The organism is Streptomyces sp. NPDC050085, from assembly GCF_044460595.1.
Lineage (GTDB): Bacteria > Actinomycetota > Actinomycetes > Streptomycetales > Streptomycetaceae > Streptomyces.
This window is the reverse complement of sequence record NZ_JBITJZ010000012.1, coordinates 44578-56582: the sequence shown is the minus strand read 5'-3', so window position 1 is coordinate 56582 and position 12005 is coordinate 44578. Positions and strand designations below refer to the sequence as shown.

10 protein-coding genes are annotated in these 12005 nt (G+C 71.5%); 7 read left to right on the top strand and 3 right to left on the bottom strand.

Going from position 1 to position 12005, the window contains the following annotated elements:
• Positions 1–31: 31 nt before the first annotated feature.
• Positions 32–1408 carry a tannase/feruloyl esterase family alpha/beta hydrolase gene (locus ACIBUY_RS33045; RefSeq protein ID WP_399154560.1) on the top strand — a complete coding sequence of 459 codons (1377 nt, stop codon included), beginning with the start codon at positions 32–34 and terminating at the stop codon, positions 1406–1408.
• 75 nt (positions 1409–1483) lie between these two features.
• Here ACIBUY_RS33045 and ACIBUY_RS33040 read toward each other — a convergent pair whose 3' ends face one another.
• Together ACIBUY_RS33040 and ACIBUY_RS33035 are read right to left on the bottom strand one after the other, a co-directional pair.
• Entirely contained in the window at positions 1484–1666 is a 183-nt protein-coding gene (locus ACIBUY_RS33040; RefSeq protein WP_365572574.1) for a hypothetical protein, read from the bottom strand.
• A 171-nt stretch (positions 1667–1837) separates the two neighbouring features.
• On the bottom strand, positions 1838–2905 hold the full coding sequence (locus tag ACIBUY_RS33035; RefSeq protein WP_399154559.1) for a fatty acid desaturase family protein: 1068 nt from the start codon (positions 2903–2905) through the stop codon (positions 1838–1840).
• Positions 2906–3192: 287 nt separating this feature from the next.
• On the opposite strand from ACIBUY_RS33035, the gene ACIBUY_RS33030 reads away from it, so the two are divergent.
• The 6 genes from ACIBUY_RS33030 (at position 3193) to ACIBUY_RS33005 (ending at position 10707) form a co-directional block, all read left to right on the top strand.
• Positions 3193–6048, top strand: a complete 2856-nt coding sequence (locus ACIBUY_RS33030; RefSeq protein WP_399154558.1) for a DEAD/DEAH box helicase — start codon at positions 3193–3195, stop codon at positions 6046–6048.
• Complete coding sequence (locus tag ACIBUY_RS33025) at positions 6045–7346, top strand: SWF or SNF family helicase (RefSeq protein ID WP_399154557.1); 1302 nt, start codon at positions 6045–6047, stop codon at positions 7344–7346. Before ACIBUY_RS33030 ends, ACIBUY_RS33025 begins: the two co-directional genes overlap by 4 nt.
• Positions 7347–7482: 136 nt before the next feature.
• Positions 7483–8565, top strand: a complete 1083-nt coding sequence (locus ACIBUY_RS33020) for a type III polyketide synthase (protein WP_365572586.1) — start codon at positions 7483–7485, stop codon at positions 8563–8565.
• Positions 8562–9782 carry a cytochrome P450 gene (locus ACIBUY_RS33015; RefSeq protein ID WP_399154556.1) on the top strand — a complete coding sequence of 407 codons (1221 nt, stop codon included), beginning with the start codon at positions 8562–8564 and terminating at the stop codon, positions 9780–9782. The genes ACIBUY_RS33020 and ACIBUY_RS33015 overlap by 4 nt, the downstream gene beginning before the upstream one ends.
• Positions 9779–10315, top strand: a complete 537-nt coding sequence (locus ACIBUY_RS33010) for a cupin domain-containing protein (protein ID WP_365572592.1) — start codon at positions 9779–9781, stop codon at positions 10313–10315. Before ACIBUY_RS33015 ends, ACIBUY_RS33010 begins: the two co-directional genes overlap by 4 nt.
• Positions 10312–10707: a hypothetical protein gene (locus ACIBUY_RS33005; RefSeq protein WP_399154555.1), complete on the top strand. Its 396-nt coding sequence runs from the start codon at positions 10312–10314 to the stop codon at positions 10705–10707. The genes ACIBUY_RS33010 and ACIBUY_RS33005 overlap by 4 nt, the downstream gene beginning before the upstream one ends.
• Before the next feature lie 40 nt (positions 10708–10747).
• Here the strand turns inward: ACIBUY_RS33005 and ACIBUY_RS33000 are convergent, their stop codons facing one another.
• Positions 10748–11974 (bottom strand): acyl-CoA dehydrogenase family protein, encoded by a 1227-nt coding sequence (locus ACIBUY_RS33000; protein WP_365572598.1) that lies wholly within the window; start codon positions 11972–11974, stop codon positions 10748–10750.
• Positions 11975–12005 lie beyond the last annotated feature (31 nt).

The window sequence follows — 12005 nt, the reverse complement described above, 5'->3', positions numbered from 1 at the left end:
CCTCTTCCCGCCACTTCGAGGAGGCTCATCCATGCGTACGCCCAGATCCGTCCCCCTGTTGGCCACAGCACTCGTGGCACTGGCCGCTTCTGGGCCGCAGGCGGCGAATGCGGCCGCGCCGCACGGGGTCCCTTGCGCGCGTCAGGCGCACGCGCGCGTGCCGGGTGCGCAGTTCCAGGAGCGGGCCTGTCTGGCCGATCTGACGACCGCCGGTCTCGCGGGCACCCGGTACACCGACACCGCCGATCAGGCCGGCTTGACGGCCAAGGGCACCCGCAGCCCGTCCGGCGTCCCCGGGCTGCAGATCGACGGCTACTTCCGGGACGACTCACACACGAACGCGACCCACGGCTGGAACCACGACGCCCAGTTCGTGATCCGGATGCCCGACCACTGGAACGGCGGGCTCGTGGTGACCGCGTCGCCCGGCAACCGCAAGCAGTACGCCACCGATCAGGCCATCTCCGACCGCGTGCTCGCCGAGGGCTACGCGTACGCGGCGACGGACAAGGGCAACACGGGCCCGGACTTCTACCGGGACGGCACCCGTCCCGGCGGGGCCGTCGCCGAGTGGAACTCCCGCACCACGCAGCTCACCCGGGCCGCCAAGAGGGCCGTCGCCGGACGCTACGGCCGTGCGCCGCGCCGCACGTACATGACGGGCATCTCCAACGCGGGCTACCTGACCCGCCGGCAGTTGGAGAACCATCCGGAGCTGTACGACGGCGGGGTCGACTGGGAGGGCGTCCTGTGGACGGCGGACGGCCCGAACCTGCTGACCTCCTTGCCCACGGCCGTGGCCTACGGACGGGGCGAGGCCTCGGCGGGCGACATGTATGCGGCCGGTTTCGCACCCGGCTCGGAGTTCCTGTGGCCGTATCACCAGAAGGCCTACTGGGGACTCACACAAAAGGTGTACCGCGCCGAGTTTGACCCGGCGTACGACGCCGACTGCCCCGGTACGTCGGCCGGTTCGACGACGGAGGAGATCCTCGCCCCCTGCACGTCCGACGCCGCGTACGACTACGCGGCACGCCCTGCGTCGGTGCACCGGGCCGTCGCGCGCGTGGCCCTCACCGGACGCATCGGCAAACCGCTGCTCACCCTGCAGGGAGACCTGGACACGCTGTTGCCGATCGCGACGGACGCCGACGTGTACGCGCGCATGACCTCCGCGCAGGGCCGCGGCTCCCTGCATCGCACGTACACGATCCGGGGCGGCAGTCACACCGACGGTCTGTACGACACCCATCCGGACCGGCTGCGGCCGATCCTGCCGTGCTACCGGGACGCCTTCGACATCCTCACCCGCTGGGTGGAGAGCGACGTGGAACCGCCCGCGGACCGTGCCGTCGGACGGCCCGCGGGCGGTGATGTCGTCAACTCGTGCTCCGTGCGGACCTCTTAGGGACCCCCGGCTCCTGAGAGCTCCGGAGACGCCTCCAGGGCCCCGGCCGGGCGTCTCGCCGGCTCCGGAGGTCTCTCAGCGGCCGAGCTCCTTGCGCGTGACGCGGCGGAGCCGGCGGCGCTGCGAGGGGTCGAGGGTCAGGTATGCCGCGGTGGGCACGCCCAGGACGATGAGCAGGGCCGCCCACCACGGCAGCCAGATCCAGAGGATGATTCCGGCCGCCACGCCTCCCGCGGCGATCTTCGCGTTCTTCGACATGTGTGTGGCCTCCTTCGGGGCGGCCCGCCCTCGGCTGGGTTGGGACGAACTCGCCTCTGCTGTGAGAAACGGGCCCACGGCGTCCACGGTTCCGGCACGCGACCCTGATTCGACCCTGATCCCGCACCCCCGAGACACCTCCGGGCCGAGGTACCGCCGTCGGGAAGTACCTCAGATGTCGGCCCGCAGCGGTTCCCCCACTTCATACATGTGGCGCAGCGCCTGCCGATAGGAGTCGACGAGGCCGGTCTCCACGAAGGGGATGCCCACCTGGCGGCAGTGCGCCTTCACCATGGGTTGCGCGAGGCGCAGATGGGGCCGGGGCATGCTCGGGAACAGGTGGTGCTCGATCTGGTAGTTGAGCCCACCGAGGAACCAGTCGGTCAGCGCGCCGCCCTTGATGTTGCGCGAGGTGAGGACCTGGCGGCGCAGGTGGCCCCACTTGTCGCCGTCGGGGTCGGGCATCTCCATGCCCTTGTGGTTGGGGGCGAAGGCCATCCCCAGGTGCAGCCCGAACAGGGCCTGGTGCAGCGCGGCGAAGGCAAGGGCGTGGCCGAGCGGCATGGTGGTCAGCAGCAGTGCGACGTAGCCGACGACATGCGCGACGAGGAGGCTGCCCTCCACCCGGCGTTCACGGGGGCTCTGCCGGCGCAGGTCCTGGAAGCCGTACATCTTCAGGGCGAGGCCTTCGAGCAGGGTGAGCGGGAAGAAGAGCCAGGCCTGGTGCCGGGTGAGCCAGCCGCGGAAGCCCACGCGCGTGGCGGCCTGCTTACTCGTGAACACGAGGACGTCGGCGGCGACGTCGGGATCCTTCTCGATGTGGTTCGGGTTGGCGTGGTGCCGGTTGTGCTTGTCGTTCCACCAGCCGTAGCTCATGCCCAGCAGCAGGTTGCCGTGGATGAGGCCGATCACGCGGCTCACGGTGCGATTGCCGGTGATCTGCGCGTGCCCGGCGTCGTGCCCGATGAACGCCGTGCGGGCACCGAGGACGGCCAGCAGGGGCGCGAGGGCGAGAACCCACCAGGAGCCGCCGATGAGCGCCATCCCGGTGACGACCGCGGCCAGGCAGAGCGCGTTGACGGCGATGGTGCGCACGTACCAGCCGGTGCGCCGCTCGAGCAGGCCCTGGCCCTTGATGTCGCGCAACAGCGGCGTGAACTCGCTTCCCCCTTCGGGTGGGGAGGGCCGTGCGACGGTTCCTGTGGCGTGTTCCGGCAGGGTTCCGACAGCCAGGGCCATGGCAGTTCTCCGGTCTGTGAAGGGTGAGGGCGATACGGCGGGCGACGCGTCGGCCCGGCCTCAAAAAACCTATGGACCAGGGGCCTTGGCGGGCCATGGCGCCACCACCCGGCTGCGGAAGGGGGCCAGCCCTCCTCGACAGGGGTGCTAGCCACACCCTTAAGGGTCGAGTGATCCGGATCACGACTCGATCGGGTCCGTTCGGCCTTCGCGGGGGTGTACCCTCGCCGACTCCAGGGCGAGTAGTCAAAATTGAGGAATACGAGGAAGCTGCCATCTCCGAACACATGCGTCCCGCACCCACCCCCGCAGAGACCTCCGAACTCGCCCGCTGCTGTGCGGTGTTCACACCCGGCGACCCGGCGCGCACCTCGGCCGTCGCCTTCTGGTGTGCCGACGGCAGCGAGCCGCCCCTCGTGGCAGCGGGCACGCGTATCGAGCTGCCTCTGGCACTGCCCGGCGACGACGGCGTCGAGGTGGTGACGGTCACCGCCGTGGCGCTGCCCGTGCGGGCCGCCCTGCCGGTGCTCACGCGCGCGCGGGCGGCCGCTCGGGCCGACGCGACAGCCGCCTTCTGGGGCGCGGCCTCGCTGCTGGCCCTCCAACTGGCCGCGCGGGGGCTGCTGTTGCCCGGCCTGAGCGTCGACGAGTACGACGCGTGGCGCGCCGGGCCGCTGCGGCCCGAGGACGTGGAGCGGATCCGGGAGCTGGCCGCCGCGATGCCGCCCGAGGCACACGCGGTCCCGCTGGACGGTCACGAACCTCCCCGGCTGCACGCACCCGAGCGGCTGCTGCGCGTCTTTCTCGACGCGGTGGCCGACACCCTGCCGCGCTCCCCCGGCGCCGAACTCGCCGCTTCGGGACCGGCGTTCGCGGCCCGGGAGCCGCGGCAGGCGCCCGGGCTGCGCGCGTGGGCGGCCGACGTCGCGTCCGGGCACGACGCCGGGGTGCGGATCTCCCTGCGCGTGGAGATCCCCGGGCTCGCACAGGTCACGGACGGCGAGACCCGTCTCCCGTTCCGCGCCGTGCTGCAGATGCACAGCGTCAGCGACCCCGCGCTGGTCGCGGACGCGGCCGAGGTCTGGGCGGGCACGGGGCCGTCCGGCACGGCGTTCGGGGCGCCGGCCAGGATGGACGCGCTCCTGGCGCTGCGCCGCGCGGCACGCGCGTGGTCACCCCTCACCCCGCTGCTCTCGGCCTCCGTCCCGGACGCGGTGGAGCTGGCCGACGACGAGGTCACCGACCTGCTCGGACCGGGCATGCGCGCGTTGTCCGCAGCAGGCGTCGAGGTGCACTGGCCGCGGGAGATGGCCCGCAAGCTGACGGCCCGGGCGGTGATCGGCCCGCCCGAGGGCGACGGCCCCGACGCCTTCTCCTCGGACGCTCCGTCATTCCTGTCCGCCGACGCGCTGCTGGCCTTCGACTGGTCGTTCGCCCTGGGCGACCAGGAGTTGAGCCGCGCGGAACTGGACCGGCTCGCCGAGGCGAACCGCCCCGTGGTGCGGCTGCGCGACCAATGGGTGCTCGTCGACCCGGAGCAGGCCCGCCACGCCCGCACCCATCAGGACCGCAAGGTCACGCCGGTCGACGCGCTGAGCGCCGTTCTCACGGGCTCCACCGAGATCGACGGCCGCCAGGTCGAGGTGCGGCCCACCGGCTGGCTGACGGGCCTCAGGGACCGTCTCGCGGACCCCGAGGGGATGGACCCGGTCGGGCAGCCCGCCGCGCTCGCCGCCGAGCTGCGCGACTACCAGCTGCGCGGTCTGAACTGGCTGGCCCGCATGACGTCGCTCGGCCTGGGCGCCTGCCTCGCCGACGACATGGGCCTCGGCAAGACGATCACGCTGATCGCCCTGCACCTGCACCGGCAGACCGCCTCCGAGACATCCGGCCCCACCCTCGTGGTGTGTCCCACGTCCCTCATGGGCAACTGGCAGCGCGAGATCGAGAGGTTCGCACCAGGCACTGCCGTACGCCGCTTCCACGGCGGACGCCGCTCCCTGGATGGCCTGGCCGACGGGGAGTTCGTCCTCACGACGTACGGGACCATGCGCCTGGATGCCGCCCAACTGGCCGGTACCGCCTGGGGGATGGTGGTCACCGACGAGGCCCAGCATGTGAAGAACCCGTACTCGGCGACAGCCAAGGAACTGCGCACCATCGGCGCCCGCGCGCGCGTGGCGCTCACCGGCACCCCGGTCGAGAACAACCTCTCCGAGCTGTGGGCGATCCTCGACTGGACCACCCCCGGCCTGCTCGGTCGGCTCGGCACCTTCCGCACGCGCTATGCGCAGGCCGTCGAGTCGGGCAAGGACCCGGCCGCGGCGGAACGCCTGGCGAAGCTCGTGCGCCCTTTCCTGTTGCGGCGCCGCAAGTCGGATCCCGGCATCGCCCCCGAACTCCCGCCCAAGACCGAGACCGACCGGGCCGTGTCGCTGACCAAGGAGCAGACGGGGCTCTACGAGGCGGTGGTGCGCGAGACGCTCGCGGAGATCTCCGGGGCGGACGGTTTCGAACGGCGCGGCCTGATCGTGAAGCTGCTGACGGCCCTCAAGCAGATCTGCAACCACCCGGCGCAGTACCTGAAGGAGGACGCCCCCCGGATCGTCGGCCGCTCGGGCAAGCTCGAGCTGCTCGACGAACTGCTGGACACCATTCTGGCCGAGGGCGCGAGCGTCCTGGTCTTCACCCAGTACGTGCAGATGGCGCGCCTCGTGGAGCGCCATCTCGCGGACCGGGGTGTCGGCAGGCAGTTCTTGCACGGAGGTACTCCGGTCGCCCAGCGCGAGACGATGGTGGAGCGCTTCCAGAACGGTGACGTCCCCGTGTTCCTGCTCTCCTTGAAGGCGGCGGGCACCGGTCTCAACCTCACGCGCGCGGAGCACGTGGTGCACTACGACCGCTGGTGGAACCCGGCCGTGGAGGCACAGGCCACCGACCGCGCGTACCGCATCGGGCAGACCCGGCCGGTGCAGGTGCACCGGCTCATCGCCGAAGGCACCATCGAGGACCGCATCGCCGACATGCTGCTGCGCAAGCGGGAGTTGGCGGACGCGGTGCTCGGCTCGGGCGAGGCGGCACTGACCGAACTGAGCGATGCCGATCTGGCCGATCTGGTCGAGCTGCGAGGGGGCGCCCGATGAGTGACCTGTATGACGAGTACGACGACGCGCCCATGGGCGAGGACTCCGAAGAGCGCACGTTCGCGGCGCTGCCGCCCGCGGCAGGCCGGGGCTTCGCGCAGACGTGGTGGGGGCAGGCCTGGCTGAAGGCCCTGGAGGACACTGCTCTCGAACTGCGGCAGCTCAAGGCGGGCCGCGCGCTGGCCCGCGCGGGAGCGGTCGGCGCCATCTCGGTCCGCCCGGGGCGCATCACCGCGCTGGTGCAGGACCGCCGCGGCGTCCGGCACCGGGCGGACGTGGTGCTGCAGCGGCTCGACGAGGACGACTGGGACCGCTTCCTCGGGATGGCCGTCGAGCGGGCGGGACACATCGCGGCCCTTCTGGACCGCGACATGCCGCCGCACCTGGTGGAGGACGCCGCGGCCGCAGGCGTGGAACTCCTGCCGGGAATCGGCGACTTGGAGCCGCACTGCGACTGCGAGGCCTGGGACCACTGCGCGCACACGACCGCCCTGAGCTATCAGCTGGCCCGGCTGCTCGACCAGGATCCGTTCGTACTGCTCCTGCTGCGCGGCCGCGGTGAGCGGGCGCTGCTCGACGAGCTTCAGGTGCGCAGTGCCGCACGCGCCGAGCCGGTGGCCGCGCCGCCCGAGGAGGCCGAGGGCGTGGACGCCACGGAGGCGTACGCGTCCGCCCTGGTGCTGCCGCCCCTGCCGCAACCACCCGCGCTTCCCGACGGGCCCGGCCTGCCGCCGTCGCTCGACACGGAGACGCCACCACCGGCGGACACGGACGTCGCGGCGCTGGAGTTCCTGGCCGCGCAGGCCGCGGTGGAGGCACACCGGCTGCTCGCGGACGCCCTGGCCGCCGGACACGAACTGCGTCCCGCCCGGCCGGAGCCCACCCCGTCGCAGGACGCCGTACGCCTGGCCGCGGCTTCTCCCGAGCCACACATCGCCGCCCGGCTCGCCCAGGGGTCGGGGCGGGACCGAGAGGGCCTGGCACTGGCCGCGCGCGCCTGGGAGCAGGGTGGTGCGCCCGCCCTCGCCGTCCTGGAGGAGGAGTGGACGCCGGACGCGGAAGCAGCGGCACGCGCGCGTGCCGCGCTCGAAGCGGCCTGGGAGCCCGACGAACAGCCCGCTCTCAAGTCCTCCCGTGACCGCTGGACGGTCGTGGGCCGGGACGCCCAGCTGCGCCTCGGCCGCGACGGCCGCTGGTGGCCCTACCGCAAGGAGAGGGGCCGCTGGTCCCCCGCGGGACCGGCCGCGTCCGATCCGGCGGCAGCCCTGGCCACGGCCCTGGGAACCGACGAGGAGTAGCGCCCGCGAGCCCGCCGCGCGACCGGCATGGAGTAGTCCGACGGGACGAACGGCGCGCGGCGGGTGATCGTAGGTGAACCTCCCTTCATCAAGGGAGGCACCCTTCAATCGGGGGGCGACCAGAAGGCGCAGGCTCATGGCGACTTTGTGCAGACCCGCTGTCTCCGTACCGGAACATGTCATCACCATGGAGGAGACACTCGCTCTGGCCCGCTCCCACCACGCCGATCACCCCCAACTCCCGCTGGCACTGCGCCTCATCGAGAACACGGGGGTACGCACACGGCACATCGTGCAGCCCATCGAGGAGACGCTGAAGCACCCGGGCTTCGAGGACCGCAACAGCCTCTACGAGGCGGAGGCCAAGGCCCGGGTGCCGGCCGTGGTCCGCCGCGCGCTGGACGACGCGGGCCTGCGCGCCAAGGACATCGGCGTGATCATCTACGTCTCGTGCACCGGCTTCATGATGCCGTCGCTGACCGCGTGGCTGATCAACGAGATGGACTTCTCCAGCGACACCCGCCAGATACCCATAGCCCAGCTGGGCTGTGCGGCGGGCGGCGCGGCGGTGAACCGGGCGCACGACTTCTGTACCGCCTACCCGGAGGCGAACGCGCTGATCGTGGCCTGCGAGTTCTGCTCGCTGTGCTACCAGCCCACCGACCTGGGCATCGGCTCGCTCCTGTCGAACGGGCTGTTCGGGGACGGCGTGGCCGCCGCCGTGGTGCGCGGCCGCGGTGGCACGGGCATCACGCTCGAGCGCAACGGCTCGTATCTCATCCCCAAGACCGAGGACTGGATCGCGTACGACGTGCGCGCCACGGGCTTCCACTTCATGCTCGACAAGCGCGTGCCGACCACGATGGAGCCGCTCGCCCCGGCGCTCAAGCAGCTGGCGGGACTGCACGGCTGGAACGCCTCGGAGCTGGACTTCTACATCATTCACGCCGGTGGTCCGCGCATCCTTGACGACCTCAGCAAGTTCCTTCAAGTACCGCCGGACGCCTTCCGGTTCAGCAGGGCCACGCTCACGGAGTACGGCAACATCGCGAGCGCCGTGGTGCTCGACGCGCTGCGCCGGATGTTCGACGAGGGCGGCGCGCACCACACGGCACGCGGCCTGCTCGCCGGTTTCGGTCCCGGGATCACCGCGGAGATGTCGCTGGGCCGCTGGAGCCGCCAGGACGACCCCTCACAGCTCGCGGAGACCCCCGTATGACCGAGGACACCACCACACGCCCGCCGGTCCGCCAGTGGCCCGCTCTGGACCTCCACGGCGTCGACTTCGACCCGGTCCTGGCCCGGCTGATGGACGAGGGCCCGGTGACACGCATCCAGCTGCCCAACGGCGAGGGCTGGGCGTGGCTGGTGACGCGGTACGAGGACGTGCGCACGGTGACCAACGACTCGCGGTTCAGCCGCGAGGCCGTGGTCGGCCGTCAAGTCACGCGTCTGGCACCGCACTTCATCCCCCAGGCGGGCGCCGTCGGCTTCGCGGACCCTCCTGACCACACCCGGCTGCGCCGCTCGGTGGCGGCGGCGTTCACGGCGCGCGGTGTCGAGCGGCTGCGCACGCGCGCGCAGGAGATGCTCGACGAGCTGGTGGCGGGCGTCCTGCGCGACGGCCCGCCCGCGGACCTCACCGAGCGGCTCCTTGTGCCCTTCCCGATCGCCGTGATCTGCGAGCTGATGGGCGTACCCGCGGCCGACCGGCACCTGATGCACACCTGGACGCAGCTGATCCTGTCGTCCGCGCACGGCGCCGAGGTCAGCGAGCGCGCCAAGAACGAGATGTCCGCCTACTTCGGGCGCATGATCCGCGCACGCGACGACGGGACGGGCGAGGACGTGACGTCCTTGCTGGGCACGGCGGTCGGCGCGGGCGAGCTCACCGAGGACGAGGCGGTCGGTCTCGCGGTGCTCGTCCAGATCGGCGGCGAGGCCGTGACCAACAACAGCGGCAACATGACGTACATCCTGCTCACCCGCCCCGACCTCATGGCACGGCTGCGCGCGGAGCCGGCGTTGCGCCCGCAGGCCATCGACGAACTGCTGCGCTACATCCCGCACCGCAGTGCCGTCGGCCTGTCGCGCATCGCCCTGGAGGACGTCGACATCGCGGGCGTGCGCATCAGCGAGGGGGATCCCGTCTACGTGTCGTACCTCGCCGCCAATCGCGACCCCGACGTGTTCCCCGACCCCGACCTCATCGACTTCGACCGGGCGCCGAATCCGCACGTCTCCTTCGGCTTCGGACCGCACTATTGCGTCGGCGGCATGCTCGCGCGCCTGGAGTCCGAACTGCTGGTGGGTGCTCTCCTCGACCGCTTCCCCGGCCTGCGACTCGCCGTGCCCGCCGAACAAGTCCCCTTCCGCAAGGGAGCGTTGATCCGCGGGCCGGAGGCGATGCCGGTGACCTGGTCGGCGGACGGATGACGGCGCTGACACCGGCGGAGGGACTCCTGGTGCCGCCCGGCCACGGCCGCACCGTGCAGACCGCCGCGCAGGAGGTCACCTTCAAGGTCACCGGCGATCACTCACGGATCGCTTCGAGCTTCGAGGTCGTGGTCCCTCCCGGCTTCGACGTCGGCGCTCATGTGCACACAAGGAGCGAGGAGTTGTTCTACGTCCTTGAGGGCGAGCTCGACGTGCTCGCCTTCGAGCCGCGCGTACGTACGGCGGACAACTGGCAGCGCTGGCAGTCCCCTTCGGGGAACACGGTCGTACGGGCAACCCCGGGCACCGTGATCGTCGTGCCGCCGGGCTGCCCGCACGCGTTCGCCAACCCCACGGACGTCCCGGCGAAGATGTTCTTCCAGGCCTCTCCCCCGCCGGACCACGAGCGGTACTTCGAGGAGCTGCTGGAGATCCTCTCCGCGGACGGGCCGCCGGACCACGCGGCGATCGCGCGACTCCGCGCCCGGTACGACATCGAGCAGCTCACCCCGCTGCGCCACGGCGCGACGTGAGCACGGCGCAGGCAGAGAGCAGGCCCTGGAGGACGAACCGGCCCGGGGCTTCGCCCAGGAAGGCGCGCCTCCGTGTTTCTCGCGGGACGCTCGCTGGAGCCGTCGAGCGGGTCGCTGCCGCGATCAGGGACACCGGCGGGAGCCGCGGGGCCTTCCAGATCGGCGCGCTCGACGAGACGGCCGTACGCGGGTTCGTGGACGCGGAGAGCGTCCCTCAGGACTTCGCCGGCCGTGCCGAGCCGGTCGAGATGCTGACCGAGTCGACGCTGCTCGGCCGTACGGCGACGCTGTCCGACGTGGGCGAGGGCGCCGCGTTCGTGGCCGGCGACCGGGCCCGCACGATGACGTCCGCGACCGTGAACGTCTCCTGCGGGGCCCTGGTCGACTACTGAGCTCCTACGAAGGCGGCTGCTGAGTCCACGCGGCCGCGCCCTAGCGGATCGGCATCCCGGACAGGGTGCGGGCGATCACCAGGCGCTGGATCTCGCTCGTGCCCTCGAAGATCGTGTAGATCGCGGCGTCACGGTGCATGCGCTCGACGGGGTACTCGCGTGTGAAGCCGTTGCCGCCGAGGATCTGGATCGCCTGGGCGGTGACCTTCTTGGCGGTCTCGCTCGCGAACAGCTTCGACATGGAGCCCTCGGCGTTCTCGAACTTCTTGCCCGTGGTCCCCATCCAGGAGGCACGCCACACCAAAAGACGCGCGGCGTCGATCTGGGTGCGCATGTCGGCCAGTTGGAAGGCCACACCCTGGTTGTCGATGATCGGGCGGCCGAACTGCTCGCGGGTCTTGGCGTACTCCAGCGCCTCTTCGTACGCGGCACGCGCGGTGCCCACGGCCATGGCGCCGACGGCCGGACGCGAGGCCTCGAAGGTGGCCATCGCGGCGTTCTTCACGCGCTCGCCGCCCTTTGCGGCCTTCTCACGCGCGCGGGCGATGCGCTCGTCGAGCTTGTCCTTGCCGCCGAGCAGGCAGGAGCCGGGGACGCGGACGTTCTCCAGGACGACCTCGGCGGTGTGCGAGGCGCGGATGCCGTGCTTCTTGAACTTCTGCCCTTGGGACAGGCCCGGCGTGTTCGGCGGAACGATGAAGGAGGCGTGCCCCTTGGAGCCGAGCTCGGGGTCGATGGAAGCGACCACTACGTGGACGTTGGCGATGCCGCCGTTCGTCGCCCACGTCTTGGTGCCGTTGAGGACCCACTCGTCCTTGGCCTCGTCGTAGACGGCGCGGGTACGCATGGAGGCGACGTCGGACCCCGCGTCCGGCTCCGAGGAACAGAAGGCAGCCACCTTCACGTCGTTCACGTCGCCGTACATCTGCGGGATCCAGGTGCCGATCTGCTCCTCGGTGCCGTTGGCGAGGACGCCGACGGCGGCAAGACCCGTGCCCACGATCGACAGCGCGATGCCCGCGTCGCCCCAGAACAGCTCCTCCATCGCCATCGGGATGCCGAGCCCGGTCGGGTCGAAGAATTGCTGCGCGTAGAAGTCGAGGGAGTAGATTCCGAGCTTGGCCGCTTCCTGGATGACGGGCCAGGGGGTCTCCTCGCGCTCGTCCCACTCGGCGGCCGCGGGGCGGATCACATCGGCGGCGAAGCCGTGCAGCCAGTCACGGACTTCCTTCTGCTCGTCGTTGAGATCCATCGTGAACTCGGCCATGACCCCTCCAGGGCTGCGTGCACTGCATATG